This window comes from Thalassospira australica, from assembly GCF_000763295.1.
Classification (GTDB): Bacteria; Pseudomonadota; Alphaproteobacteria; order Rhodospirillales; family Thalassospiraceae; genus Thalassospira; species Thalassospira australica.
In genome coordinates this window covers 436,490-463,339 of the sequence record NZ_JRJE01000031.1, presented here as the reverse complement: position 1 = coordinate 463,339, position 26,850 = coordinate 436,490, and the positions used below count along the sequence as shown (strand labels likewise).

The following is a 26,850-nucleotide window of genomic DNA, read 5'->3' as shown; positions in this document are numbered from 1 at the left end:
GTAATAGGGGGCTTGCATGAGCGACTTGCTCAGCGATAACAGCGCCGCATTGAATGATCTTAAAGATCTTGTGGCGTCCCAGCTTGCCAACGAACTTCTCGAAAGCGAGATTCGTTACGGCGAGTTGACCATCGTCGCCAAGCGCGATGATATCCTTAAAGTTCTGACTTTCCTTCGGGATGATACCGGCTGCTTGTTCAAGCAGCTTATCGATGTTTGTGGTGCAGATTATCCGGAACGTGCAGAACGTTTCGATGTGGTCTACCACCTGCTGTCACTGAAGCATAACCTGCGCATTCGTGTGAAGGTCCGAACCGACGAAGAAACTCCGGTACCAAGCTGTGTTTCGCTTTTCAGCGCCGCCGACTGGTTCGAGCGCGAAGCGTGGGACATGTATGGCATCTTCTTTGCCGGGCATCCCGATCCTCGCCGTATTCTGACCGATTATGGTTTCGAAGGTCATCCGTTGCGCAAGGACTTCCCGCTGACCGGGTATGTTGAAGTGCGCTACGACGATGAACAAAAGCGTGTTGTCTATGAACCGGTCAAACTGGTTCAGGATTTCCGTAATTTCGATTTCGAAAGCCCATGGGAAGGCATCCAGCATGTTCTTCCGGGTGATGAAAAGGCGGAGGGCAACGCCTGATGTCCGAACAAAAAATCAAAAACATGACCATGAACTTCGGCCCGCAGCACCCTGCGGCGCACGGTGTTCTGCGTTTGGTTCTGGAAATGGACGGCGAAGTCGTCGAACGTTCTGACCCGCATATCGGTCTTTTGCATCGTGGTACGGAAAAGCTGATTGAATATAAGACCTATATTCAGGCCACCCCGTATTTCGACCGTCTCGACTATGTCGCACCGATGAACCAGGAACATGCATATTGCCTGGCCATCGAAAAGCTGATGGGGATCGAAGTTCCCAAGCGTGCGCAGTATATCCGCGTCCTGTATGCGGAAATCGGTCGTATTTTGAACCACATTCTGAACCTGACCGCGTTCGCACTGGACGTTGGTGCGATGACCCCGCTTCTTTGGGGCTTTGAAGAACGCGAAAAGCTCATGGAATTCTATGAGCGTGCCTGTGGCGCGCGTCTTCACGCCAACTATTTCCGTCCGGGCGGCGTTGCGGCCGATCTTCCGGCTGGTCTTCTTGATGATATTGATGCCTGGGCTGACCAGTACGAAGTCTTCATGAAGGACTTTGACCGTGTTCTGACCGGCAACCGTATCTTCAAACAGCGTACGGTTGATATCGGGACTGTGACGGCGGAAGAGGCCCTTGACTGGGGCTTCACCGGACCGAACATTCGTGCATCGGGTTTTGCATGGGATCTGCGTAAATCGCAGCCTTATGACTCATACGAAGATTTCGACTTCGACATTCCTGTCGGCAAGAACGGCGATTGCTATGATCGCTTCCTGGTCCGCTTTGAAGAAATGTGGCAGTCGCTGAAAATCATCAAGCAGGCCATCAAGAATATGCCCGATGGTCCTGTTATTGTTGAAAACAACAAAGTGGCACCGCCGTCGCGCGCCGATATGAAGCGTTCGATGGAAGCCCTTATTCACCACTTCAAACTCTTTACCGAAGGTTTCCACGTTCCGGCAGGCGAATGCTACGCCGCGGTTGAGGCACCGAAGGGCGAGTTTGGTGTGTATCTTGTTTCGGATGGCTCGAACCGTCCGTATCGCTGCAAAATCCGCGCCCCGGGGTTCCCGCACCTTCAAGGCCTCGACTTTATGTCCAAAGGTCACATGTTGGCCGACGTCGTTGCCAATATCGGGTCGCTAGATATCGTGTTCGGTGAGATTGACCGATGAGCCATGTAAGAAGACCAGCTCCAAAAGAGCTACAGCCAACCAGCTTTGCTTTCACACCGGAAAATCTGGAGAAAGCAAACAAGATCATCGCCAAGTATCCGGAAGGCCGCCAACAAAGCGCAGTCATGCCGTTGCTTGATCTGGCACAGCGTCAGACCGAAGGGAACTGGGTTCCGACTGTCGCAATGGATTACATTGCCGACATGCTCGAAATGCCCGCCATTCGTGTCTATGAGGTCGCGACTTTCTACACGATGTATAACCTTGCCCCGGTGGGTAAGAACTTCATCCAGGTCTGCACCACAACGCCGTGCTGGCTTCGTGGGTCCGGCGACGTTGTCGATACCTGTAAAAAGGAACTCGGCATTGACGTTGGTGAAACCACTGAAGACGGTCAATTCACCATGATCGAAGTTGAATGCCTTGGTGCGTGCGTTAACGCACCGATGATGCAGATCAACGATGATTATTACGAAGACCTGACGGCAGACACGACCAAGGCCATCCTCGATGCCCTGAAAAAGGGTGAAAAGCCAAAAGCGGGTCCGCAAAGCGGCCGCAAAGGCTGCGAACCGATTGATGGTCCGAAGGTTCTGAAGGCTTTCTGTGGCTGCGGTGCAGCCCCGCAGGATGCTGATGCAAGCGAAGGGGACGCCTGATATGCTGCAGGATAAGGATCGTATTTTTACCAACCTGTATGGTTTCCAGGATTTCGGCCTTAAGGGCGCGCAATCCCGTGGCAACTGGGATGGTACCAAGGCATTGATCGAAAAAGGCCGTGACTGGATCATCGATGAGATGAAATCATCCGGTATGCGTGGTCGCGGGGGCGCAGGTTTCCCGACGGGCCTTAAATGGTCGTTCATGCCCAAGGAATCCGATGGTCGTCCGAGCTACCTTGTCGTCAACGCGGACGAGGGCGAACCGGGCACCTGTAAAGACCGCGAAATCATGCGCAATGATCCGCACACCCTGATTGAAGGGTGTCTTCTGGCCAGTTTCGCCATGAATGCGCATGCGGCCTATATCTATATTCGTGGCGAGTTCTATCACGAAGCATCCAACCTGCAGATTGCCATTGATCAGGCATATGAAGCCGGTCTGGTTGGCAAGAATGCCTGCGGGTCTGGTTGGGACTTTGACATTTACCTGCACCTTGGTGCCGGGGCTTATATCTGCGGCGAAGAAACCGCACTGATCGAAAGCCTTGAAGGTAAAAAAGGTCAACCGCGCCTCAAGCCGCCGTTCCCGGCGAATGCAGGCCTTTATGGTTGCCCGACCACGGTGAATAACGTCGAATCAATTGCTGCGGTTCCGACCATTCTGCGTCGTGGCGGCTCGTGGTTCTCAAGCTTTGGCCGTGAAAACAACCATGGAACCAAGCTGTTTGCCATTTCCGGTCACGTTGAAAAGCCGTGCACCGTTGAAGAAGCCATGAGCATTCCGCTTAAGGAACTGATCGAAAAGCATTGCGGCGGCGTTCGTGGCGGTTGGGATAACCTCCTTGCGGTTATCCCGGGCGGGTCTTCGGTTCCGCTGATGCCAAAAGACGTCTGCGATGACGTGCTGATGGATTTCGATGGTCTGCGTGAAGTGGGCTCGGGTCTTGGAACTGCGGCTGTGATCGTCATGGACAAGTCAACCGACATTGTCTACGCGATTGCGCGCCTGTCGGAATTCTACAAGCATGAAAGCTGTGGTCAGTGCACGCCGTGCCGTGAAGGTACCGGTTGGATGATGCGCATGATGACGCGCATGGTTCGCGGCGAAGCCACGCTTGATGAAATTGATCTGTTGTGGGACGTGACCAAACAGGTCGAAGGCCACACCATTTGTGCGCTTGGCGATGCTGCTGCATGGCCAATTCAGGGTCTTATCCGTCACTTCCGTCCCGAAATGGAACGTCGGATCAAGGAATATCGCGCACGGATCGCGGCCTGAGAGAGGCCTGTTGAGAGGGATTGAGACATGCCGAAACTAACAGTTGACGGTATTGAAGTTGAAGTAGAAGCAGGGGCAACAGTCCTTCAGGCTTGTGAAGAGGCTGGCAAGGAAATCCCGCGTTTCTGCTATCACGAACGCCTGTCAATCGCCGGCAACTGCCGTATGTGTCTGGTGGAAATGGAACGTGCGCCGAAACCGGTCGCATCCTGTGCCATGCCTGCGGCAGATGGAATGGTGATCAAAACCGATTCCGATCTGGTCAAAAAAGCACGCAACGGCGTGATGGAATTCCTGCTGATTAACCATCCGCTGGATTGCCCGATTTGTGACCAGGGTGGGGAATGTGACCTTCAGGACCAGGCCATGGCTTATGGTTTTGATGCATCACGTTACGCTGAGAAAAAACGCGCAGTGAAGGACAAGGAACTGGGCCCGATCGTCAAAACGATCATGACCCGTTGCATCCACTGCACCCGCTGCGTTCGCTTCTCCGAAGAAGTCGCCGGTGTCGGCACCATGGGTGCCGTTTACCGTGGCGAAGACACCGAGGTCGGACCTTATATCGAAGCATCGATCAACTCCGAACTGTCAGGCAACCTGGTTGACCTGTGCCCGGTGGGCGCTCTGACGTCGAAGCCCTATGCGTTTACCGCACGTCCGTGGGAGCTTAAGAAAACCGATAGCGTCGATGTCATGGATGCGGTTGGTTCGAACATTCGTATCGATGCCCGTACCGGTGAAGTCATGCGCGTTCTGCCGCGCACGCACGAAGACATCAATGAAGAATGGATTTCGGATAAAACCCGTTATGCCATCGATGGCCTGAAACGTCAGCGCCTTGACCGTCCGTATGTTCGCGTAAATGGCAAGCTCCAGCCTGCAAGCTGGGACGAAGCATTTGCCGCGATCAAGGCAAAGGTTGCCGGGCTTGATGGCAAAAAAATTGCCGCCATTGCCGGTGACACGGTCGATTGTGAATCCATGACCGCGCTCAAGGATCTGATGGGCAAGCTTGGTTCTGCGAACCTTGATTGCCGTCAGGACGGATCAAAAATTGGCGGGCCGCGTGCTTCCTATATCTTCAACAGCACGATTGCCGGTATTGACGAGGCAGATGCCTGCCTGATCGTCGGTGCCAATGTCCGTGCCGAAGCGCCGATCATTAACTCCCGCCTGCGTAAGCGCTGGCGTTCGACCGCTGGTGATTTCAAAGTTGGCATCATCGGCGAGAAATGGGACCCGACCTACAAGAACGATTATCTTGGTGCCGGCCCGGACACGCTTTCTGAAATTCTTGAAGGCAAGAACGACTTCGCCAAGGTGCTTGAAGCAGCCGAAAAACCGATGATCATCGTCGGCATGGGTGCGCTCAACCGCGAAGATGGCGATGCTGTTCTGGCAGCGACCCGCGCCATTGCTGAGAAATACGGCATGGTTGCTGGTGAATGGAACGGTTTCAACGTTCTGCATACTGCCGCATCACGTGTTGGCGGCCTTGATCTTGGCTTTGTACCGGGTGAGGGCGGTTTGGCGACCAACGACATTCTTGATGGTGCTGCCAAAGGCGATGTCGAGGTTGTCTATCTGCTTGGGGCTGACGAAATCGACACCAGCAAACTGGAAAAGGCATTTGTCATTTACCAGGGTGCGATGGGGGATGCCGGTGCACAGGCAGCCGACGTGATCCTGCCAGGTGCGGCCTATACCGAAAAGAACGGCACGTATGTCAACACCGAAGGCCGTGCACAGCAGGGCTGGCGGGCGATCTTCCCGCTTGGTGACGCACGTGAGGATTGGGCGATTGTTCGTGCACTTTCCGGTGCCCTCGATATGACCCTGCCATACAACAACATCGACGCTGTTCGCGCCCGCATGGTGGAACTCAGCCCGACCTTTACGTCGCTGAATGTTCCAACCAAGGCCGAATGGTCCGATTTTGGTAAAGCAGGTGACATGAAGCCGGAAGGCTTTGTTTCGCCGGTTCGCAATTTCTATATGACCGACCCGATCAGCCGTGCATCGGTGACGATGGCCAAATGTACTGAGGCCTTTGTCAAGGATGCGGCTGCCGAGAAGGTTGCCTGAGTAAGGGGAGCGACGATCTGATCGTCGCTCATCCCGCAAGGGGGTGTCCCAATTTTGGGACGAAACGCAAAAGATACGGTTTGACCGATGGAACTTCTTTGGGACGGATATATTGAACCGCTGGTCTGGATCGTTGCCAAGATTTTGGCGATTGTCCTTCCGCTGCTGGGCGCTGTCGCCTATCTGACCTATGCGGAGCGTAAGGTTATCGGTGCGATCCAGCTCCGTAAGGGCCCGAACGTTGTGGGGCCGTTTGGCCTTTTGCAGCCGCTTGCTGATGGTTTGAAACTGTTTCTGAAAGAAACAATCATTCCGAGCAGTGCGAACAAGGGCGTGTTCATTATCGCTCCGATGCTGACATTCATCCTGGCCATCATTGCCTGGGCGGTTATTCCGTTCGACGAAGGCATGGTTTTGGCGGATCTGAACGTTGGTATTCTTTATATCTTCGCGATTTCATCGCTGGGTGTGTACGGCATCGTGATGGCCGGTTGGGCGTCGAACTCCAAATACGCTTTCCTTGGTGCGCTACGTTCCGGCGCCCAGATGGTTTCGTATGAGATTTCGATTGGCCTGATCATCATTTCGGTTCTGCTGACGACCGGTTCGCTGAATCTTAGCGATATTGTCCGTGGACAGATTGGCGGTATCTGGGAGTGGAACTTCGTTTATCACTTCCCGATGTTCATCGTCTTCATCGTATCCATTCTGGCAGAAACCAACCGCGCCCCGTTTGACCTTCCCGAAGCGGAAGCAGAACTGGTTTCGGGTTACAACGTCGATTATTCGGCAATGACCTTTGCGCTGTTCTTCCTTGGTGAATACGCGAACATGATCCTGATGAGTGGCCTGTGCGCCATTCTGTTCCTGGGGGGCTGGAGCGCGCCGTTGCCGTTCCTTGACTTCATCCCGGGCGCGATCTGGTTCATCGTCAAGATCTGTTTCGTTCTGTTCATCTTCCTTTGGGTTCGTGCAACATTCCCGCGTTACCGCTATGACCAACTGATGCGTCTGGGCTGGAAAATCTTCCTGCCGCTGTCATTTGCATGGGTCATGCTGGTTGCCACGTTCCTGGTTGTTTTTGACAAGGTCCCGGCCTGATCGCCGCGCATCGGAAAGAGAGAGGTAAACGATGTCATTTATAGATCGGACGGCCCGGAGCTTCCTGCTCGCGGAACTCGTTTCGGGAATGGCGCTCACCTTGAAGTATATGTTCAAGCCCAAGGTGACGATCAACTATCCCTACGAAAAAGGCCCGCTGAGCCCGCGTTTCCGTGGTGAACATGCGCTGCGCCGCTATCCGAACGGGGAAGAACGCTGCATTGCTTGCAAGCTTTGCGAAGCGATCTGCCCGGCGCAGGCCATTACCATCGAGGTAGAGCCGCGCGATGATGGTTCACGTCGTACCACGCGTTACGACATTGATATGACGAAATGCATTTACTGTGGTTTCTGCGAAGAAGCCTGCCCGGTGGATGCAATCGTCGAAGGTCCGAACTTCGAGTTCGCAACCGAAAACCGCGAGGAGCTGTTCTATGACAAGGACAAGCTGCTCGAAAATGGCGAGCGTTGGGAAGCCGAGCTTGCTGCACGATTGGAGGCAGACGCACCTTATCGGTAAGTGTCGCGTCTGATCGTTAGAAAGAGAGTTCATGGACCGTTGTCAGCCATTGGGGCAACAACGGTTCGCCAAGGGGGTACCTTATGGTCGTACAGGCTTTGGCTTTTTACCTGTTTGCTACCGTCGCGGTTTTGTCCGCGACTGCGGTTGTGACCGTTCGCAACCCGGTGCATTCGGTACTGTTGCTGATCTTGACATTCTTTAACGCAGCGGGACTTTTCGTCCTGCTGGGTGCCGAGTTTCTCGCCATGCTGCTTGTCGTCGTTTATGTCGGCGCGGTTGCAGTCCTGTTCCTGTTCGTTGTCATGATGCTCGACATTAACTTTGTCGAGATGCGTCAGGGCTTCTTGAACTACCTGCCGATCGGGGTTTTGATCGCGGTTGTTCTGTTTGTTGAACTGGCACTGGTTGGCGCAGGTTGGACCCTTACCGACGAGGCGGTCGCGGTTCTCGCGCAGCCGACACCGGCGGGGCTGACCAACGTCGAGGCACTCGGTCAACTGATTTACACCGATTACGTATACATCTTCCAGGCAGCTGGTCTGGTTCTGCTTGTTGCGATGATCGGGGCAATTGTCCTGACACTGCGTCACCGTGAAGGTGTTCGCCGTCAAAAAATCTCCGAGCAGGTCAAGCGCACGCGCTCTGATACGCTTGAAGTCAAAAAAGTTCCGGTCGGAAGGGGGATCTGATGGAAATCGGTCTTGCACATTATCTGACCGTCGCGGCGATCCTTTTCACACTCGGGATCTTCGGCATCTTCATGAACCGCAAGAACGTCATCATCATCATGATGTCGATCGAGCTGATGCTGCTGGCGGTCAATATCAATCTGGTCGCGTTTTCGTCGTTCCTCGGCGACCTCGTCGGACAGGTCTTTACCATCTTCGTCCTGACAGTTGCTGCTGCTGAAGCAGCCATCGGTCTGGCGATCCTGGTCGTCTATTTCCGTAACCGCGGCACCATCGCGGTTGAAGACATCAACATGATGAAGGGGTAAGGCAGATATGTATCCGTTGATTGTATTCCTGCCCCTGATCGCGGCAGTCATTGCCGGGACCATTACGCTGGTCGGCGCCATGTCGACTGCCAAAGAGGCCCCGCATGACGCGCATGGTCATCACCATCATGGTGCGTCTTCGGCTGATCGCGTGGCACAGCTTGTAACTGTTGCCGGTGTTGTGATTGCCTTTATCATTTCGATCTTTGCCTTTGTCGATGTTGCTCTTGGTGGCAACCCGGTTGTGATCGAACTGTTTACCTGGATTTCTTCGGGCAACTTCGATGCATCCTGGGCATTGCGTATTGATACGCTGACCTGCGTGATGCTGATTGTTGTCACCGGTGTGTCCTCGATGGTTCACATCTATTCCATCGGCTATATGTCGCATGACCCGGACAAGCCGCGCTTCATGGCGTATCTCAGCCTGTTCACCTTTGCGATGCTGATGCTGATTACCGCTGACAACCTGATCCAGCTGTTCTTTGGTTGGGAAGGCGTTGGTCTGGCGTCCTATCTGTTGATTGGTTTCTGGTACTCCAAACCGTCCGCATCGGCTGCTGCCATCAAGGCGTTCCTTGTGAACCGTGTTGGTGACTTTGGCTTTGCGCTGGGTATCTTTGCGGTCTATGTGCTGTTTGACAGCGTTCAGTTCGACGTCATCTTTGGCGACGCCGAAGAAGTCGCTGGTACGACGCTGATGTTCCTTGGCTATGAATTCTCGGCTTTGGAAATTACCTGCTTCCTGCTGTTCATCGGCGCGATGGGTAAATCGGCACAGCTTGGTCTGCACACCTGGCTTCCCGACGCAATGGAAGGCCCGACCCCGGTTTCCGCCCTTATTCACGCGGCAACCATGGTGACGGCCGGTGTGTTCATGGTCGCGCGCCTGTCGCCGATCTTTGAATATGCCGAAACCACGCTGATGATCGTGACCATTGTCGGGGCCTCGACGGCATTCTTTGCCGCGACCATCGGCTGTGTTCAGAACGACATCAAACGCGTGATCGCCTATTCAACCTGTTCGCAGCTGGGCTATATGTTCTTTGCCTGCGGCGTGTCGGCCTATTCGGCGGGCGTCTTCCACCTGATGACGCACGGTTTCTTCAAGGCGCTTCTGTTCCTTGGTGCCGGTTCGGTCATTCATGCGATGTCTGATGAACAGGACATGCGCAAGATGGGCGGTATTGCCAAAATGGTCCCGCTGACCTTTGCGGTCATGTTGATTGGTACGCTGGCGATTACCGGTGTTCCGGGCTTTGCGGGTTACTATTCCAAGGACCTTATCCTTGAAAGTGCATATGCGGCCCATACCGGTGTTGGCATGTACGCTTTCTGGGCGGGTATCCTGGCGGCTTTGATGACCTCGTTCTATAGCTGGCGTTTGATCTTCCTGACCTTCTTTGGCGCACCGCGCGCGGATGAACGGACCATGGCACACGTGCATGAAAGCCCGGCTGTCATGACGGGGCCGTTACTGTTCCTGACGGTTGGTGCCGTCTTTGCAGGCTGGTTCGCCAAGGACTGGTTCGGTGGTGGCAATTATGAAGAAATGCTGTCGTTCTGGAATGGCGCGCTCTTCATGGCCGAAGGTCATCAGGCTCTTGAACATGCACATCATGTTCCGGGCTGGGTGAAATGGGCACCGTTCTTTGCCATGATCACCGGTCTGTCGCTTGCGATTGTCATGTACAAACTGGTTCCGACGCTTCCGCGCACTTTGGCGAATACCTTCAATGGTCTGTATCGCTTCGTGCTGAACAAATGGTACTTCGACGAACTCTATGACAAGATTTTCGTGAAGCCGGCCTTCGCACTTGGCTATGGTTTCTGGAAATCAGGGGATGGTGCCATCATTGATGGGTGCGGTCCGGATGGTGTTGCTGCGGTTTGCCGTAACATCGCACGTCGCGTCAGCGCCATTCAGAGTGGTTTCGTTTATCACTATGCATTTGCGATGCTGATTGGCATTGCGGCGCTGGTCTCCTACACAATTTGGAAGATGGGTTAACGGGCGATGAGTGATTGGCCAATTCTTTCGATCGTCACTTTCCTGCCGCTGGTCGGTGCAGCACTGCTGCTCTTGATCAACGGTGAAGAGGCGACTGTTGCCCGCAATTCCCGTTGGGTTGCGCTTTGGACCTCGGGGTTCACGTTCCTCGTATCCCTGATGCTGTGGGTAAACTTCGATGCAACGACCGCAGACTTCCAGTTCGTCGAACAGGCGGACTGGATGCCGGGTCTGAACATTTCCTATCACATGGGCGTGGACGGTATTTCCGTTCTGTTCGTCCTGCTGGCAACCTTCCTGACGCCGATTTGTATCCTGTCGGCATGGGAAGCGATCCAAAAGCGCGTGAAGGAATACATGATCGCCTTCCTCGTTCTGGAAACGATGATGGTCGGTATGTTCAGCGCGCTTGACGGTCTGCTGTTCTATCTGTTCTTCGAAGGCGTTCTGATCCCGATGTTCATCATCATCGGTGTCTGGGGCGGTCAGCGTCGCGTTTACGCGGCCTTCAAGCTGTTCCTCTATACGCTTCTTGGTTCGGTCCTGATGCTGGTGGCACTGCTTGCGATGTATTTCGAAGCGGGCACCACCGATATCCCGACCCTGATGGAATACGGCTTTGACTATAATATGCAGCTATGGCTGTGGCTGGCCTTCTTTGCATCGTTTGCCGTCAAGGTACCGATGTGGCCGGTCCATACCTGGTTGCCCGATGCCCACGTTGAGGCACCAACAGCTGGCTCTGTGATCCTGGCTGGCGTGCTGTTGAAAATGGGTGGTTATGGTTTCCTGCGTTTCTCGCTGCCGATGATGCCGCTGGCGTCTGAAACCTTCGCACCGCTTGTCTTCACGCTGTCGATTGTTGCAATCATCTATACGTCCCTGGTCGCGCTTGCCCAGCAGGACATGAAAAAGCTGATTGCCTATTCTTCGGTTGCGCATATGGGGATTGTTACCATCGGTGCTTTCACCTTCAATCAGCATGGTATCGAAGGTTCGATCTTCCAGATGCTCAGCCACGGTGTGGTTTCCGGTGCACTCTTCCTGTGTGTCGGTGTGGTTTATGACCGCATCCATACCCGCGAAATCGACGCTTATGGCGGACTGGTTCATCGCATGCCGGGGTATGCGCTGATCTTCATGTTCTTTACCATGGCATCGGTTGGTCTGCCGGGCACAGGCGGGTTCATTGGCGAAATCCTGACTTTGTTGGGCGCGTTTGAAGCCAACACCTGGGTCGCATTCTTTGCTGCGACCGGTCTGATCCTTGGTGCGGCCTATGCGCTTTATCTTTATCGCCGGATTGTTTTCGGGGCACTCACCAAAGAGAACCTCAAAACCATTCTCGATATGAGCCCGCGTGAATGGATTATCTTTGCTCCGTTGGTGATCATCGTTCTGTGGATGGGGGTTTATCCGGTCTCCTTCCTCGACATCATGCATGTCTCGGTTGAAAACCTCGTCAATCAGGTCGAAACGGCCCAGGCTGCAGCGGCAAATGCCGCCCAGCTGGCTGCGAATTGAGGGGAATGAACATGGGAGTTTCTATGCTCAACCTCGGGGCCGCGTTGCCCGAAATGTTTATGGCAGTTTCTGCCTTGGCGTTGTTGATGCTTGGGGTTTTCGCAGGCAAGGACAAATCGTTCCGTATGGTTTCCTGGCTGGCTGTTGCCGCACAGGTCGTTGCCATCGTCCTTGTGGTGATGGGGGATGGCGGTTCGGCCTTCTTTGGCCAGTTCAGTGCGGATCCCTTTGCCAAGTTCTGCAAGGTTCTGATCCTGATTGGTTCAGCAACCGGCATCATCATGACCATGAACTTCGCCGAGCGTGAAAACATGGCACGCTTTGAGTTCCCGATCCTGATCTCGCTTGCCACGCTTGGCATGATGGCGATGGTTTCGGCGAATGATATGCTGTCGCTGTATCTTGGTCTCGAACTGCAGTCGCTTGCACTTTATGTTGTTGCTGCGATCCGCCGCGACACGGTGCGTTCGACGGAATCGGGCCTGAAATACTTCATCCTCGGTTCGATTGCCTCGGGCATTCTGCTGTATGGCATGTCGATGGTTTACGGCTTTACCGGCACCACGAACTTCACCGTTCTGGGTGATACCCTTGTCGGTGGTGAACTGCCGCTGGGCGCGCTGGTTGGTTTGGCATTCATCTTTGCCGGTCTGTGCTTCAAGGTTTCCGCCGTTCCGTTCCACATGTGGACCCCGGACGTCTATGAAGGTGCGCCGACCCCGGTGACCTCCTTCTTTGCCGTTGCACCGAAGATTGCCGGTCTTGCTTTGTTCATCCGCGTTGCCGTCGGCCCGTTCGGTGGTGCTGTTGAAGACTGGCAGCAGATCATTGTCCTGATCTCCATCCTGTCGATGGCGGTTGGGTCCTTTGCCGCACTCCGTCAGGAAAACATCAAACGTCTGATGGCCTATTCATCCATCGGTCACGTTGGCTTCGCGCTTGTCGGTTTGGCCGCAGGCACACAAGACGGTGTGACGGGTGTTCTGGTTTATCTTGGCATTTACCTTGTCATGAACCTCGGCACCTTTGCGGTTATCCTTTGCATGCGTCGTAATGATCGCATGAACGAGGAAATCACCGACCTTGCCGGTTTGGCCAAAACCAAACCGCTGATGGCTGCAATCACTGCGATCTTCATGTTCTCGATGGCTGGTATCCCGCCGCTGGCTGGCTTCTTTGGCAAGTTCTATGTCTTTAAGGCCGCCGTTGATGCCGGGCTTGTGACGCTTGCAGTTATTGGTTTGGTGACCTCGGTCGTCAGTGCCTATTACTATCTGCGGATCATCAAGGTCATGTACTTTGACGAACCGGTCGAAGGGTTCGATCGCAATGGCACAGAGATGAATGTCATCATGGCTGTTGCCACGATCATCATTTTGGCCTTCGTCTTCTTCCCGAACCCGCTGATGGATAGCGCAGCTGTTGCTGCGGCCTCTCTGTTTGGGATGTAAGAATGGCATTGCAAACGATCCGTCTTCCCGAAGGCTTTTACCTTCATGAACTGGAAGCGGTCGACAGCACGAATGAAGAGGCCAAACGCCTCGCTGACAAGGGCGCCCAAAGTGGCGCCCTTGTTTTAGCCCGGACCCAAACTGCCGGTCGTGGTCGCCGTGGCCGTGCCTGGTCATCACCCATCGGCAATATGTTTTCATCTTTGCTGTTGCGTCCGACCTGTTCACTGGCAGAAGCCGCCCGGCTGACATTCCTGATTGCTGTCGCCCTGGCAGAAGCCGTTGAAACCGTCACTGGCGGGCAGGTGCGTCCGGATTGCAAATGGCCCAATGATCTTATGGTCAATGGCCGCAAAATTTCCGGTATCTTGCTTGAAAGTGCATCGAACAAGGGATCCGAAACGGATTATCTTGTGATTGGGGCAGGGGTGAATGTTGCCTTTTTCCCCGACGATGCCGAACGCCCGACAACTTCGCTTGCTGCACTTGGTGCACCGGTAGCGGTTGATGATTTGGTGGCATGCTATGTTGCGCGGGTCGCACACTGGTTGCCGATTTGGGAAAAAGACGGCTTTGCCCCCATCCGGGATGCGTGGTTAATGCGCGGATATGGGCTTGGAAAGCCGATTGTCGCCCGTTTGACGGACCGCGAACTTGAAGGAACGTTTGTCGGGCTTGATGATGATGGCTCACTTATCCTAAGAGAAAACAGCGGTTTCGAACACCGCATTGGGGCAGGTGAGGTTTTCTTTGCCACCTGATCTAATGATAACTTTGCTTTGAAGCGGAGGCCTGTAAGCATCATGTTGCTTGCGATTGACGCCGGGAACACCAACATTGTCTTTGCTGTATTTGATGGCGATACCATCAAGGGGCAATGGCGCTGTTCAACAACCACCGAACGCACCGCCGACGAGCTGGGCGTATGGTTGCATCACCTGTTTACATTGTCTGATGTTCCGGTTGATGCGATCACCGGTGCAATCATTGCGACGGTGGTGCCGGCTGCTGAATTCAGCTTGAAGACCTTGTGCCGCACTTATTTCAACGTAGAACCAATGGTGGTCGGGGATCCTGCGGTTGATCTTGATATGCAAATCATCATGGACCGTCCCAGCGAAGTGGGTGCAGACCGACTAGTCAACGCAATCGCGGCCCATGAATTGTTTGGTGGTCCGCTGGTGGTTCTAGATTTCGGGACTGCAACGACCTTTGACGTTGTTGATGGCAATGGTGATTATCTTGGTGGTGTGATTGCACCGGGTGTGAACCTGTCGATCAAGGCATTGCACATGGCCGCAGCGCAGCTTCCGATGGTGGCGATTGAAGCCCCGCGCAATGTGATTGGTAAAAGCACGGTCGAAGCGATGCAGTCCGGGGTCTATTGGGGCTATGTTTCAATGATAGAGGGGTTGCTTGCCCGTATTCGTGCGCAGCAAAATCTTGACCATATAAAGGTTGTCGCAACAGGGGGGCTGGCGCCGCTCTTTACCAAGGCGGTCAATGAAATCGAACACCTTCATGGCGATCTGACCATGCTTGGATTGTTGATGATTTACCGCCGCAACAACCATAAGACGGCTTAACAGGCCTGATAAAAATCTTACGTCGGGCAGGGGAAACATTTACCCCGTGCCTGGTCAACGTGCCGAAGATAAAGGATGTCCTCAGTGGATTTGTATTTGCCAAAAGACGACGTGCTGTTCGTGCCACTCGGTGGTTCCGGCGAAATTGGCATGAACCTGAACCTTTATGGCTATAACGATCAGTGGTTGATGGTCGATATGGGTGTTTCCTTTGGTGAAGAAGGATTGCCCGGTGTCGATGTTGTCATGCCTGATCCGGCGTTCATCGAGGAACGCAAAGACAAGCTGCTTGGGCTTGTTCTGACCCATGCACACGAAGATCACCTTGGCGCCGTGCCATATCTTTGGCCGCGCCTGAAATGCCCGATTTATGCAACGCCGTTTGCCGCCGAATTTCTAAAGGCCAAACTGGCCGAAACGGATTTCGCCGATCAGGTGCCAATCCATGTGATTGAGCTTGGCGGTCGGTTTGAACTTGGCTGCTTTGACATCGAATTCATCACCATGACGCATTCGATCCTGGAACCGAATGCCCTTGCCATTCGAACCCCCAAGGGGCTGATTGTTCATACCGGTGACTGGAAATTTGATCCGGAACCGCAGATCGGCGAAGCCTCGGACGTCAAGAAGCTTGAAGCGCTTGGCGATGAAGGTGTGATGGCGCTGGTTTGTGATTCGACCAATGTGTTTTCCGAAGGCAAAACCGGATCAGAAGGTGATGTCGCCAAAAACCTTTCGACCCTGTTTGCCGAACATCCGCAAGGGCGCATTGCAGTTGCCTGTTTTGCCACCAATGTTGCGCGTGTGCAGTCGGTGATCGAGGCCGCTCATGAAAACGGGCGCTGTGTCGGGCTCGCCGGTCGGTCGCTGAACCGCGTGACAGAAGCCGCCCGCGAAGTTGGCTATCTTAAAGGCTATCCCAATCTTCTGAGCGACGAAGACGCGATGGAAGTTCCCAAGGATCAGGTGCTTTTGCTTTGCACAGGATCACAAGGGGAACCACGCGCAGCCCTTTCGCGGATCGCCAAGGGGGATCACCCGAAGGTGGAACTCGATCCGGGGGATACGGTTGTATTCTCTGCGCGTGAAATACCGGGCAATGAAAAATCGATCGGCTATATCCAGAACCTTTTGATCCGTCGTGGGATCAAGGTGATCACCGCGCGTGACGAACCGGTTCATGTTTCCGGTCATCCGGGGCGCGAAGACCTGACGCGCATGTATCAGCTGACCCGACCGAAAATTCTGGTGCCGGTACACGGCGAAACCCGCCATTTGTGCGAACAGGCGGCATTGGGTGCGGAATGCCAGATTCCCGAACAGGTCATTCCCCATGATGGCACGGTCATCCGGCTTTCGCCGGGGGAGGCACATGTCATTGGCGTTGCTGATGCCGGCATTCTTGCCCTTGACGGGGGGCGGTTGCTCAAACGTGATTCTGATACTTTCCGCAACCGTAATCGCATCGTCTGGAACGGCGTGATGTTTGTCACCGTGGTGCTCAACCAGTTTGGTGAAATGGTCAATGATCCGATGATCACGGCCCCAAGTCTGTTTGACGAACCGGGCGAAGAAACCCGTCTTGATCATTTCGCCGCCGAGATTGGCAACCGTATTGATCAATTGAACGATGAAGAAGTTCTTGATGACTCTGCCGTGATTTTGGCCGTGCGACAGGCCCTTCGGCGTCCTGTGCGTCAGCGCCTTGGCAAGCGTCCCTTGATCGAAGTGCATCTGGTCCGCGTAAGCGAACAGGGGTAAATGCCTACCGCGCCATTCGACGAAATGGGGCATTGTCAGTTGGCTGACCTCTGGCCTATTTTGTCGGTGATCGGGCAGATCACATACGCAGGAGTAAGATCATGATTGGACGGCTAAACCACGTCGCGATTGCGGTGCCGGACCTCGAAGCCGGGATTGCGCAATACCGTGATGTTCTGGGAGCCAAGGTTTCCGAACCGCAAGACGAACCCGATCACGGTGTCACGGTCGTTTTTGTTGAATTGCCCAACACAAAGATCGAACTTCTTTATCCGTTGGGGGAAAACTCCCCGATTCAGGGGTTCCTTGATAAGAATACGTCGGGGGGGATTCATCACGTTTGCTATGAAGTGGATGATATTCTTGCCGCACGCGACAAACTTCAGGCAAGCGGTGCGCGTGTTCTTGGCGATGGCGAACCTAAAATCGGGGCCCATGGCAAACCTGTGCTGTTCTTGCATCCCAAGGATTTCAACGGGACACTGGTTGAACTCGAACAGGTTTGATTTTGCCGAGATCAGCTTCACAGCGCCTGGACTTGCCAAACAGACTGGGCGTTTTTATCTTCCGTCACGCTGATCAATTACATTCCAACAGTTAAGAGACATACATGAACTGGTTTTCCGGAATACTCGTTTACATCGTTATCTGGTGGCTGGTTTTGTTTATGGTTCTGCCGGTCGGTGTGAAACGCGTCGAGAATGTCGAGGCCGGCCATGACAGTGGTGCACCCGAAAAACCGTATATGTGGAAAAAGATGCTGGCAACCAGTGGTATTTCCGCAATTCTGTGGGGTGTAGCGTGGTTTGTAATTACAAGCGGCATGATCGAAGTACGTCCGCCGCAATAAGTTTGTCAAAAGCTGCTTAAACATAAAACCCCGCACGAAATGCTGCGGGGTTTTGTCGTTTTCAGGGGCGTATAAAAAGGGCGGGTCAGGAATTTGGACAAAAAAAAGCAAGATCACAAGGATCTTGCTAAGAAGCTATTTTTATAGCTGTTTTCCCGTAATCTTTTTATACTTCCTCCTCAAGACCTGGGCACTTGGCACAGGTTTTAATTCGACGTCGCGCCAGCTTCTTGTATGCTTATTGGCAAGAAAGCCTCCCGCAATTTTATGAGCGGCTGCGATACGCCGTCCGCAACGATCTTACGCCGTTAGCGGATGACTAAAAAGCCACATGTTTCAGTTTTATGCAAGATGTTTTGACCAAACGTCACAAATGAATCAATGCTGCACCGCACATAGATAGGGTGAGCCTAAAATATGCATAGTTTTTCGTTGGTTAAATCTATTTTAAGCCGGGTATCTAGTATGAAAATCAGACTATTGGCTGTTTTTTCCGCGTTTCTGGTCGCATCCGCATTTCCGCCGGTGGCAAGCGCACAGGACGAATCCCCGTTTCCATCTACTCAGGACGGGGGCCAGCAATCCGGACAAAACACACAAGGTCCAGATACATCCGAAACTGCCACGCCGAACATCACCGTTTCACGATCAGCCTGCAAGGCGTTGGTAAAACACGTTCCTGATGACGATGTGGCTTATACGCCAGGTGTTGATGTGCGCGGCAACAAGGTGGTGGGGGCTGATCTGAATGGCGGCAGTAACATTTTGAAATCGCTGCCCAAGGAAATCGAATTTCCGGTCACCATCGATTTCTTTGAATATGCAGGCATTTCCGTGCCCGATGGGGTCAGTGGGGATCAAAGCATTGGCAAAATCACCTATCGCAATGGGCGTGTTTATTTCAATGACCAGCAACTTGGCGATGAAGCCTATAGCGCGGAATTGATTGAAGCCTGCCGCAAGGCGGGCTTCAGGTAAGCGTGCTCGGGCTTGTCAGGAAATCCATCGCAGTTTTGCCATCATTGAACCCTAACCACTGTCAGATGACATAACGCAAGTTCCGGCTTGCGTTTCGGGCTGCTCTGTCGCATTTTCCGGGCAAGGTAAATGAAACGTCCAAATATTCAGATTTGATCATCACGAGGCATTGATGCGTCTTTCCCAGTTCTTCCTGCCGACCTTGAAGGAAACCCCGTCGGAAGCACAGATTGCTTCCCATCGTCTGATGCTGCGTGCCGGTATGGTGCGCCAGCTCACCGCAGGGATCTATTCTTGGCTGCCACTTGGTCACCGTGTTCTTAAAAAGATCGAACAGATCGTTCGTGAAGAACAGGACAGGATCGGCTTTAACGAGCTTCTGATGCCAACCATTCAACCTGCCGAGCTGTGGCAGGAAAGTGGGCGTTATGATGATTATGGTCTTGAGATGCTGCGCATCACGGACCGTCATGATCGCAAGATGCTGTTTGGCCCGACCAACGAAGAAGCCATCACCGATATCTTCCGCAAGGATGTGCGCTCCTACAAACAGTTGCCGCAGTTGCTTTATCATATTCAGTGGAAGTTTCGTGACGAAATCCGCCCGCGTTTTGGCGTGATGCGCGGTCGCGAATTTTATATGAAAGACGCTTATTCGTTCGACATTGATTACGAAAGCGCGCGTCACACCTATAACAAGATTTTCCTGGCCTATTGCCGGACTTTCACCCGTTTGGGTGTCAAGGCTATCCCGATGGTGGCCGATACCGGCCCGATTGGCGGCGACCTTAGCCATGAGTTCATTGTTTTGGCCGAAACCGGCGAAAGCGAAGTCTTCTGCGACAAGAAGTGGCTTGAAAAGGATCTGACCGGCAAGGGTGTTGATCTGAATGATCGCACCGGTCTTGAAAACTGGGTGCAGAGTACGTTGGAAGACTACGCTGCGACCGAAGAAATGCATGACGCCAGCAACGACACCGTCACCGCGCTTGGTGATGATTTGGTCACCACCCGTGGCATCGAAGTCGGGCATATCTTCCACTTTGGTGCCAAATATTCCGAACCGATGGGCGCGACCGTCCTTGGCCCGGATGGCACCGAAGTTCCGGTACAGATGGGGTCCTATGGCATTGGTGTGTCACGCCTTGTCGGCGCATTGATCGAAGCATCGCACGACGAAAACGGCATCATCTGGCCCGAAGCTGTTGCCCCCTATAAGGTGGGGCTGATCAACCTGCGTACCGGGGATGATGCCTGTGATGCGGCCTGTGAAGATGCCTATAACAAGCTTAACAATGCCGGTATCGAGGTTCTCTATGACGACCGCGATATGCGCGCAGGTGGCAAGTTTGCCGATATGGATCTGATCGGTCTGCCTTGGCAGATCGTTATTGGTCCGAAGGGGCTTAAAAACGGCGTGGTTGAGTTGAAAAACCGTAAAACGGGCGAGAAAACAGAAGTCACGTTTGAAGCTGCGCTTAATCAGCTCGGTGCCTGATAGATAATACGACGCAGGGCAGCCATGGCTGCCCTGTTGCCATTCTCGGTCTTGATAAGACACGCTATCGCCAAGGCCGTTTCCTGACCCGCTTCCACAAGGATCGATTGCCCATGTTCAGTCCGTTCGAGCGTATGGTGGCCTTCCGCTACCTGCGTCCACGTCGGCAGGAAGGCTTTGTTTCCGTCATCGCCATCTTTTCGTTGCTTGGCATTATGCTGGGTGTTGCAACACTGATCATTGTCATGTCGGTGATGAATGGTTTCCGTGCGGAACTTCTTGGTCGAATTCTGGGGCTGAATGGGCATATTTCAGTTTATGCGCAAGGCAACGGCGGGATTGGTGATTACGCCAAGATCGAAGATGAGATTGCCAAGAACGGCAACGTTATGCTGAACGTGCCTGTTGTTGAAGGGCAGGTCATGGCATCAAAAAATGGTCGCGCCTCTGGCGCAATCGTGCGCGGCATGCGCCCGGAAGACGTCAAAAAACGTGAAACCATTGCTGATAACATCATTTTCGGATCGCTTGATGACTTCAAGGGCGACGATACAGTGATCATGGGCGCGCGCCTTGCCATGAAACTTGGCGTCGGGGTTGGCGATACTGTCAATCTGATCTCGCCCAAGGGGAATGTAACGGCATTTGGTTCGGTGCCGCGTGTGCGTGCCTATACAGTCGCCGGGCTGTTTGATATCGGCATGTATGAATATGACAGCGGCTTTATCTTCATGCCGTTATCTGCCGCCCAGGTCTATTTCCGTCTGCCCGAACAGATCACCCATTTTGAAGTGATGCTGAATGATATCTCGTCACTTGATGACACCATGGATGAGCTGCTTGGCGCATTGTCAGAACATCCGCTGCGTCTGGTGAATTGGCAGCAGTCAAATGCCGGGTTCTTCAATGCGCTTCAGGTCGAACGCAATGTCATGTTCCTGATCTTGACCCTGATCATTCTGGTGGCGGCCTTTAACATTATTTCCGGCATGGTGATGCTGGTTAAGGACAAGGGACGCGATATCGCAATCCTGCGCACCATGGGGGCGACCCGTCAGTCGATCATGAAGGTGTTCTTCCTGGCTGGTGCATCCATCGGGGTGCTGGGCACGATCAGTGGCCTGATCATCGGGGTTCTGTTCTGTCTGAATATCGAAAACATCCGACAGTTCATCCAAACACTGACGGGGACTGACCTGTTTAATGCCGAGATTTATTTCCTCTCGCAACTTCCCGCCGACATGGATGTCAGCGAAGTGGTCATGGTTTGCATCATGTCCTTGACCTTGTCGTTCCTTGCCACGGTATATCCTGCGTGGCGGGCATCGCGCCTCGATCCGGTGGAGGCATTGCGTTATGAGTGATGTGATGAAAACCACAGCAGAGCAACGCTCGCGCAATGTCGTGCTGCGTCTCGACAAGATTGACCGCGTCTTTAATCAGGGGCCGGATCAACTTGAAATCCTGAAATCGGTTAACCTTGAAATTCATCAGGGTGAAATCGTTGCTCTTGTCGGTCCATCGGGGGCGGGCAAGTCGACGTTGTTGCAGATTGCCGGATTGCTTGAAAAACCTGATGGCGGTTTGGTGTCGATTGGTGGCAAGCGCAGCACAGATTTGTCTGATCTGGCGCGTACTGAAATGCGCCGCAGCCATATCGGGTTTGTCTATCAGTATCATCATCTTCTGCCGGAATTCTCAGCCATTGAAAATGTCGTGATGCCGCAAATGATCAACGGCTTGAAACGATCAGACGCCGAAGAACGGGCCCTTGAATTGCTGCGCTGCCTTGGTCTGGAAAACCGCGCTGAACATCGCCCGGCACGTTTGTCCGGCGGGGAACAGCAGCGTGTGGCGATTGCCCGTGCGCTTGCCAATGTGCCGGACGTTTTGTTTGCGGATGAACCGACCGGTAACCTTGATCCCCATACCGCAGATACGGTGTTTGGCATGTTGATGACGCTGGTGCGTGAAACCGGTCTGGCATCGCTGATTGCGACCCATAACCCGGAACTCGCCCGCCAGATGGACCGGGTGGTAACGCTGCGCGATGGTCATTTGATCGAACTTGATCCGGCTGATCTTTCCTAAGCGATCAAAATTCTTTAAGCTGGCAATCTGCTGTCTATCACGGCTGCAGATTGCCAGCATTTTTATTATATTTCAGAGGTCTAGCTCCGATGGAAAATGGTTTCGTCCATCTTCGTGTTCACACCAACTATTCGCTTGCCGAAGGTGCCATCACGACCAAGGAGCTGGCCAAACTCTGTGCTGATGACGGCCAGCCTGCCGTTGCCATGACCGATACCGACAATATGTTTGGTGCGCTGGATTTTGCCGGCGTTCTGAGTGGTGCCGGTGTGCAGCCGATTTTGGGTGTGCAGATGGGCATCGAACGGTTTGGCGATAAGCCGGTCGTTGGCAAGATCGCCCGTGAACCGATGCCGGATCGATTGGTGCTGATCGCGCAAAACAAGGAGGGTTACTTCAACCTTCTGAAAATTGTTTCTCGTGCGCACATGACATCCGAAGCCGGGAGCGAACCAAAGGCGCTTTACGACCATATTCGCGAACATGGTGAACATATCATTTGTTTGACCGGTGGTCCGACCGGGCCGCTTGCGCGTTTGTTGGGGGATGAACAGGTTGAAAAGGCCGAAAGCTGCCTGTCCGAGCTCAAGAACATTTTTGGCAACCGCCTTTACATTGAACTGCAGCGCCACGGCGAACCTTTGGAAGAATTGGTTGAGCCAGGCCTGGTCAAGCTTGCCTATGACCATGATGTGCCGTTGGTTGCGACCAATAACTGCTATTTCCCCACGGTTGATATGTATGAAGCGCACGACGTGTTTATCTGTGTCGGGCAGGGGGCGGTTGTTGGTCAGGAAGACCGTTGGAAACTGACACCCGATCACCGTTTCAAGACCGCGGCCGAAATGCGCGAATTGTTCGCCGACATTCCCGAGGCCTGCGATAATACGGTTTTGATAGCCAAACGCTGCTCCTGGCATGTTGAAAAGATCGACCCGATCTTGCCGCCCTTTGATTGTGGCGAAGGCCGTACCGAAGTCGATGAATTGCGTCACATGTCCGAAGAGGGGCTGAAAGCCCGTCTTGAGAAATATGTTTATACTGACGATATGTCTGACGCCGACAGGGAAGAGATCGCCAAACCATACTGGGAACGTCTTGATTATGAGCTTGGCATCATCAATCAGATGGGATTCCCCGGTTACTTCCTGATCGTTGCCGATTTTATCCAGTGGGCCAAGGATCACGAAATTCCCGTTGGGCCAGGCCGTGGTTCCGGTGCGGGCTCGCTTGTGGCTTATGCGCTGTTGATCACGGATCTTGATCCGTTGCGATTCTCGCTGCTGTTCGAACGTTTCCTTAATCCGGAACGTGTGTCCATGCCTGACTTTGACGTCGATTTCTGTCAGGATCGGCGCGGTGAGGTGATCGAATATGTGCAGAAAAAATACGGTCATGACCGCGTCGCACAGATCATTACCTTTGGTAAACTGCAGGCCAAGGCGGCCGTGCGTGACGTCGGGCGTGTGCTGAGCATCCCTTACGGCTATGTCGATAAAATCTGTAAAATGATCCCGGGCGATCCGGCAAAGCCGATCCCGCTGAAAGAAGCCATTGATATGGAACCGGACCTTCGCCGCATCGCGCGCGAAGACCCGGATATTGATCGTTTGCTGTCGATCGCCATGCAGATCGAGGGCCTTTACCGTAACTCATCGACCCACGCGGCGGGGGTTGTGATCGGCGACCGTGACCTTGATGAGCTGGTCCCGATTTATCGTGATCCGCGCTCTGATATGCCGGTGACCCAGTTCAACATGAAATATGTTGAAAATGCCGGTCTGGTGAAGTTTGACTTCCTTGGCTTGAAAACGCTGACGGTGATTATCGAGGCCATCAAGTTGATGCGCCAACGTAAAGACGTCCCGCAAGATTTTGATATCAGTGCAATTCCGCTTGATGACAGGCCTTCGTTCAAATTGCTTTCTGCGGCTGAAACAGTCGGGGTGTTCCAGCTTGAATCCCAAGGTATGCAGGACGTATTGCGCGGCCTGAAGCCTGATACCCTTGAAGATATTATCGCTGTTGTGGCGCTGTATCGTCCTGGGCCGATGGATAATATTCCCCATTACATCGCGCGTAAGCACGGTCAGGAAGAACCTGATTACATGCACCCGATGTTGCAGCCGATCCTCGAAGAAACCTATGGCATCATGATCTATCAGGAACAGGTCATGCAGCTTGCCCAGATCATGGCGGGTTATTCGCTTGGCGGTGCTGACCTGTTGCGCCGCGCCATGGGTAAAAAGATCGCCGAGGAAATGGAAAAGCAGCGTAGCCTGTTTGTTGACGGTTCGGAAAAGAACGGTGTCGACCGGGCGCAGGCATCTGACATTTTTGATCAGGTTGCCAAATTCGCGTCTTACGGTTTTAACAAATCACACGCGGCTGCCTACGCGCTTGTTGCCTATCAAACGGCATATCTCAAGGCGAACTATCCCGTCGAGTTCATGGCTGCCCTCATGACGCTTGATATGCATAACACCGAAAAGCTCGCGGTGTTCAAGCAAGAAGTCGAACGTCTGGAAATTGAAATTCTGCCGCCGTGCGTGAACAACTCGCAAGTGACGTTTTCGGTGGAAAACCATGATGGTGTGGGCAAAATCCGTTATGCGCTGGCGGCAGTTCGAAATGTGGGTGACGCGGCGATGGAAAGTCTGGTCGCCGAACGCGAAGCAAACGGACCGTTTAAAGACATCACAGATTTTGCATCGCGCATTGACAGCCGCGCGGTCAATAAACGTCTGCTTGAAAACCTTGTGCGGGCAGGGGCGCTGGATTGCCTGGCTGGTAACCGTAAGGTCATGTTTGAGAACGTCGACAAGGTGATTGCCGTTGCCCAACGCGAGATGCATGCGCGCAACGACGATCAGATTTCGATGTTTGGTGATAGCAGCGGCTTTGGCAAAGACAAGATCCGTTTGCCCGATGACCGTGATTGGGTGCCGATGGAAAAACTGACCGAGGAATTTTCGGCCATTGGTTTTTATCTCTCGGCCCATCCGCTTGATACGTTTGGCAAAAGCCTCCAGCGCATCGGTATTGCCCCGATCAAGGAATTGCCCGCCCGTATGCGTGCATCGAACAAGGGGGCCATTCGTTTGGCAGGGACGCTGATCAATGCGCGTGAAATGATCTCGAAGAAAAACGGATCAAAGTTCGCCTTTGTCATGTTCTCGGACCCGACCGGCAGTTTCGAAGTCGCCTTTTGGGCAGAAGCATGGGCGGCTTATAAGGAAATCATCAATGCGGGGCGTCCGGTTTTGCTGATCGTCTCTGCGGAGATGCGCGAAGGACAATTGCGCATTCAGGGACAGCGGGTCGAAGACCTTGAACACGCTGTATCCGGCGCTGCAGAAGGGATACGTATTCGACTGAACCGTCCCGACCCGGTTCCTGAAATTTGTCAATTGCTTGAAAAAGCGGGTAAGGGCCGAGGGCTTGTTACCCTGTCGTCTGTGTGTGATGACGGACGTATGGCCGAGATCGAACTTGAAGATAACTACAAGGTCGGGCCGTCTTTGATTGGGGCAATTGGCTCTATTCCCGGTGTGGAATTTGCCGAAGAAATCTGATGATTTCATCTGGTTGCATCGTTCTATCCCGGCGGTGCAGGCAAAACCGCGCATTTGTGCGCATTTTAGGGGTTGCATTCTTTGCGGGACGGGATTAAAACCCGCCCGAACATCGCACGCGAAAGAGCGGCGACTGCCGTCATATGGCAACTCGTCCATCCGGTGTTTCATGCAGTCGGCATGAAATTCCCTTTCGCGGAGGTATTAACCGGAAAAAGGTAGGAATTATCATGGCTTTGCCAACCTTTACCATGCGCCAGCTCATGGAAGCTGGTGTCCACTTTGGTCACCACACCCGCCGTTGGAACCCGAAGATGAAACAGTACATCTTTGGTGCCCGCAACGACATCCACATCCTGAACCTGCAGGAAACCGTCCCGATGCTGCATCGTGCGATGCAGGCTGTTCGTGACGTAACCGCGTCAGGTGGTCGTGTTCTCTTCGTCGGTACCAAGCGTCAGGCTTCCCCGATCATTGCAGACGCTGCAAAGCGTTGCGGTCAGTACTATGTGAACCATCGCTGGCTCGGCGGCATGCTGACCAACTGGAACACTGTTTCCAACTCGATCAAACGCCTCAAAGAACAGGAAGAAATCCTGTCTTCGGGTGCAGAAGGTCTGACCAAAAAAGAAATCCTGAACCTGACCCGTTCGCGCGACAAGCTTGAGCGCGCGCTTGGCGGTATTAAGGACATGGGTGGTCTTCCTGACATCATCGTCGTGGTCGACACCAACAAAGAATCCCTTGCTATTCAGGATGCCAAAAACCTGAACATCCCGGTTGTTGCGATCCTCGACTCGAACTCCGATCCGGCAAACATCCAGTTCCCGGTTCCGGGCAACGATGACGCGATTCGTGCAATTCAGCTGTATTGCGATCTGTTCGTTGGTTCTGTTCTGGACGGCATCCAGGAAGAAATGACTGCTTCAGGCGCAGACCTCGGCGAAGCCGAAGATGTCCCGGCCGAAGCAGCAGCTGCTTCCGAAGCTGCAGAAGAAGCTTCCGCATAAGTTTCATTTTGTACCTGATGAAACGGCGGCTAGCATGCCGC

General features: G+C 53.5%; 23 protein-coding genes. All 23 read left to right on the top strand.

Going from position 1 to position 26,850, the window contains the following annotated elements; translation table 11 throughout:
- Nucleotides 1–16 precede the first annotated feature (16 nt).
- The 23 genes from JF44_RS0115330 (at nt 17) to rpsB (ending at nt 26,809) form a co-directional block, all read left to right on the top strand.
- A complete protein-coding gene (locus JF44_RS0115330; RefSeq protein WP_033069816.1) occupies nt 17–646 on the top strand; it encodes an NADH-quinone oxidoreductase subunit C in 630 nt (209 codons plus the stop codon).
- Nucleotides 646–1,824, top strand: coding sequence for an NADH-quinone oxidoreductase subunit D (locus JF44_RS0115325; protein WP_033069815.1), 1,179 nt, complete (start codon nt 646–648; stop codon nt 1,822–1,824). The genes JF44_RS0115330 and JF44_RS0115325 overlap by 1 nt, the downstream gene beginning before the upstream one ends.
- Complete coding sequence (gene nuoE / locus JF44_RS0115320; protein WP_033069814.1) at nt 1,821–2,483, top strand: NADH-quinone oxidoreductase subunit NuoE; 663 nt, start codon at nt 1,821–1,823, stop codon at nt 2,481–2,483. Before JF44_RS0115325 ends, nuoE begins: the two co-directional genes overlap by 4 nt.
- Before the next feature lies 1 nt (nt 2,484).
- Nucleotides 2,485–3,765, top strand: coding sequence for an NADH-quinone oxidoreductase subunit NuoF (gene nuoF, locus JF44_RS0115315; protein WP_033070002.1), 1,281 nt, complete (start codon nt 2,485–2,487; stop codon nt 3,763–3,765).
- A gap of 27 nt (nt 3,766–3,792) precedes the next feature.
- Complete coding sequence (gene nuoG / locus JF44_RS0115310; protein WP_033069813.1) at nt 3,793–5,853, top strand: NADH-quinone oxidoreductase subunit NuoG; 2,061 nt, start codon at nt 3,793–3,795, stop codon at nt 5,851–5,853.
- Between the two features lie 87 nt (nt 5,854–5,940).
- Entirely contained in the window at nt 5,941–6,954 is a 1,014-nt protein-coding gene (gene nuoH / locus JF44_RS0115305; RefSeq protein ID WP_033069812.1) for an NADH-quinone oxidoreductase subunit NuoH, read from the top strand.
- 31 nt (nt 6,955–6,985) lie between these two features.
- Nucleotides 6,986–7,474, top strand: a complete 489-nt coding sequence (nuoI, locus tag JF44_RS0115300) for an NADH-quinone oxidoreductase subunit NuoI (RefSeq protein ID WP_033069811.1) — start codon at nt 6,986–6,988, stop codon at nt 7,472–7,474.
- 83 nt (nt 7,475–7,557) lie between these two features.
- Nucleotides 7,558–8,166: an NADH-quinone oxidoreductase subunit J gene (locus JF44_RS0115295; protein ID WP_033069810.1), complete on the top strand. Its 609-nt coding sequence runs from the start codon at nt 7,558–7,560 to the stop codon at nt 8,164–8,166.
- Nucleotides 8,166–8,474, top strand: a complete 309-nt coding sequence (gene nuoK, locus JF44_RS0115290) for an NADH-quinone oxidoreductase subunit NuoK (RefSeq protein WP_007089416.1) — start codon at nt 8,166–8,168, stop codon at nt 8,472–8,474. Before JF44_RS0115295 ends, nuoK begins: the two co-directional genes overlap by 1 nt.
- Before the next feature lie 7 nt (nt 8,475–8,481).
- Nucleotides 8,482–10,485, top strand: coding sequence for an NADH-quinone oxidoreductase subunit L (nuoL, locus tag JF44_RS0115285; RefSeq protein ID WP_033069809.1), 2,004 nt, complete (start codon nt 8,482–8,484; stop codon nt 10,483–10,485).
- A gap of 6 nt (nt 10,486–10,491) precedes the next feature.
- Nucleotides 10,492–12,009: an NADH-quinone oxidoreductase subunit M gene (locus tag JF44_RS0115280; protein WP_033069808.1), complete on the top strand. Its 1,518-nt coding sequence runs from the start codon at nt 10,492–10,494 to the stop codon at nt 12,007–12,009.
- 11 nt (nt 12,010–12,020) lie between these two features.
- Nucleotides 12,021–13,460, top strand: coding sequence for an NADH-quinone oxidoreductase subunit NuoN (gene nuoN, locus JF44_RS0115275; protein ID WP_420340866.1), 1,440 nt, complete (start codon nt 12,021–12,023; stop codon nt 13,458–13,460).
- Between the two features lie 2 nt (nt 13,461–13,462).
- Complete coding sequence (locus JF44_RS0115270) at nt 13,463–14,221, top strand: biotin--[acetyl-CoA-carboxylase] ligase (RefSeq protein ID WP_033069806.1); 759 nt, start codon at nt 13,463–13,465, stop codon at nt 14,219–14,221.
- Between the two features lie 42 nt (nt 14,222–14,263).
- Nucleotides 14,264–15,046 carry a type III pantothenate kinase gene (locus tag JF44_RS0115265; protein ID WP_033069805.1) on the top strand — a complete coding sequence of 261 codons (783 nt, stop codon included), beginning with the start codon at nt 14,264–14,266 and terminating at the stop codon, nt 15,044–15,046.
- 84 nt (nt 15,047–15,130) lie between these two features.
- Nucleotides 15,131–16,807, top strand: coding sequence for a ribonuclease J (locus JF44_RS0115260; protein WP_202901518.1), 1,677 nt, complete (start codon nt 15,131–15,133; stop codon nt 16,805–16,807).
- A 101-nt stretch (nt 16,808–16,908) separates the two neighbouring features.
- Nucleotides 16,909–17,313 carry a methylmalonyl-CoA epimerase gene (gene mce, locus JF44_RS0115255; RefSeq protein ID WP_033069804.1) on the top strand — a complete coding sequence of 135 codons (405 nt, stop codon included), beginning with the start codon at nt 16,909–16,911 and terminating at the stop codon, nt 17,311–17,313.
- Between the two features lie 104 nt (nt 17,314–17,417).
- The gene (locus tag JF44_RS0115250) at nt 17,418–17,657 is read left to right on the top strand and encodes a DUF1467 family protein (RefSeq protein ID WP_033069803.1); all 240 of its coding nucleotides are present in this window, start codon (nt 17,418–17,420) and stop codon (nt 17,655–17,657) included.
- A gap of 465 nt (nt 17,658–18,122) precedes the next feature.
- Nucleotides 18,123–18,635 (top strand): hypothetical protein, encoded by a 513-nt coding sequence (locus tag JF44_RS0115245; RefSeq protein ID WP_238318467.1) that lies wholly within the window; start codon nt 18,123–18,125, stop codon nt 18,633–18,635.
- A gap of 172 nt (nt 18,636–18,807) precedes the next feature.
- A complete protein-coding gene (proS, locus tag JF44_RS0115240) occupies nt 18,808–20,133 on the top strand; it encodes a proline--tRNA ligase (RefSeq protein ID WP_033069801.1) in 1,326 nt (441 codons plus the stop codon).
- Nucleotides 20,134–20,246: 113 nt separating this feature from the next.
- Entirely contained in the window at nt 20,247–21,497 is a 1,251-nt protein-coding gene (locus JF44_RS0115235) for a lipoprotein-releasing ABC transporter permease subunit (RefSeq protein ID WP_033069800.1), read from the top strand.
- A complete protein-coding gene (locus JF44_RS0115230; protein ID WP_052065962.1) occupies nt 21,490–22,224 on the top strand; it encodes an ABC transporter ATP-binding protein in 735 nt (244 codons plus the stop codon). Before JF44_RS0115235 ends, JF44_RS0115230 begins: the two co-directional genes overlap by 8 nt.
- A gap of 89 nt (nt 22,225–22,313) precedes the next feature.
- Nucleotides 22,314–25,799, top strand: coding sequence for a DNA polymerase III subunit alpha (gene dnaE / locus JF44_RS0115225; RefSeq protein WP_033069799.1), 3,486 nt, complete (start codon nt 22,314–22,316; stop codon nt 25,797–25,799).
- A gap of 230 nt (nt 25,800–26,029) precedes the next feature.
- Nucleotides 26,030–26,809 carry a 30S ribosomal protein S2 gene (gene rpsB, locus JF44_RS0115220; protein ID WP_033069798.1) on the top strand — a complete coding sequence of 260 codons (780 nt, stop codon included), beginning with the start codon at nt 26,030–26,032 and terminating at the stop codon, nt 26,807–26,809.
- Nucleotides 26,810–26,850 lie beyond the last annotated feature (41 nt).

Excerpts from the sequence above, each read along its gene's own strand:
- JF44_RS0115330 (WP_033069816.1), top strand. The coding sequence starts at position 17 with ATGAGCGACTTGCTCAGCGATAACAGCGCCGCATTGAATGATCTTAAA.
- JF44_RS0115325 (WP_033069815.1), top strand. The coding sequence starts at position 646 with ATGTCCGAACAAAAAATCAAAAACATGACCATGAACTTCGGCCCGCAG.
- nuoE (WP_033069814.1), top strand. The coding sequence starts at position 1,821 with ATGAGCCATGTAAGAAGACCAGCTCCAAAAGAGCTACAGCCAACCAGC.
- nuoF (WP_033070002.1), top strand. The coding sequence starts at position 2,485 with ATGCTGCAGGATAAGGATCGTATTTTTACCAACCTGTATGGTTTCCAG.
- nuoG (WP_033069813.1), top strand. The coding sequence starts at position 3,793 with ATGCCGAAACTAACAGTTGACGGTATTGAAGTTGAAGTAGAAGCAGGG.
- nuoH (WP_033069812.1), top strand. The coding sequence starts at position 5,941 with ATGGAACTTCTTTGGGACGGATATATTGAACCGCTGGTCTGGATCGTT.
- nuoI (WP_033069811.1), top strand. The coding sequence starts at position 6,986 with ATGTCATTTATAGATCGGACGGCCCGGAGCTTCCTGCTCGCGGAACTC.
- JF44_RS0115295 (WP_033069810.1), top strand. The coding sequence starts at position 7,558 with ATGGTCGTACAGGCTTTGGCTTTTTACCTGTTTGCTACCGTCGCGGTT.
- nuoK (WP_007089416.1), top strand. The coding sequence starts at position 8,166 with ATGGAAATCGGTCTTGCACATTATCTGACCGTCGCGGCGATCCTTTTC.
- nuoL (WP_033069809.1), top strand. The coding sequence starts at position 8,482 with ATGTATCCGTTGATTGTATTCCTGCCCCTGATCGCGGCAGTCATTGCC.
- JF44_RS0115280 (WP_033069808.1), top strand. The coding sequence starts at position 10,492 with ATGAGTGATTGGCCAATTCTTTCGATCGTCACTTTCCTGCCGCTGGTC.
- nuoN (WP_420340866.1), top strand. The coding sequence starts at position 12,021 with ATGGGAGTTTCTATGCTCAACCTCGGGGCCGCGTTGCCCGAAATGTTT.
- JF44_RS0115270 (WP_033069806.1), top strand. The coding sequence starts at position 13,463 with ATGGCATTGCAAACGATCCGTCTTCCCGAAGGCTTTTACCTTCATGAA.
- JF44_RS0115265 (WP_033069805.1), top strand. The coding sequence starts at position 14,264 with ATGTTGCTTGCGATTGACGCCGGGAACACCAACATTGTCTTTGCTGTA.
- mce (WP_033069804.1), top strand. The coding sequence starts at position 16,909 with ATGATTGGACGGCTAAACCACGTCGCGATTGCGGTGCCGGACCTCGAA.
- JF44_RS0115250 (WP_033069803.1), top strand. The coding sequence starts at position 17,418 with ATGAACTGGTTTTCCGGAATACTCGTTTACATCGTTATCTGGTGGCTG.
- JF44_RS0115245 (WP_238318467.1), top strand. The coding sequence starts at position 18,123 with ATGAAAATCAGACTATTGGCTGTTTTTTCCGCGTTTCTGGTCGCATCC.
- proS (WP_033069801.1), top strand. The coding sequence starts at position 18,808 with ATGCGTCTTTCCCAGTTCTTCCTGCCGACCTTGAAGGAAACCCCGTCG.
- JF44_RS0115235 (WP_033069800.1), top strand. The coding sequence starts at position 20,247 with ATGTTCAGTCCGTTCGAGCGTATGGTGGCCTTCCGCTACCTGCGTCCA.
- JF44_RS0115230 (WP_052065962.1), top strand. The coding sequence starts at position 21,490 with ATGAGTGATGTGATGAAAACCACAGCAGAGCAACGCTCGCGCAATGTC.
- dnaE (WP_033069799.1), top strand. The coding sequence starts at position 22,314 with ATGGAAAATGGTTTCGTCCATCTTCGTGTTCACACCAACTATTCGCTT.
- rpsB (WP_033069798.1), top strand. The coding sequence starts at position 26,030 with ATGGCTTTGCCAACCTTTACCATGCGCCAGCTCATGGAAGCTGGTGTC.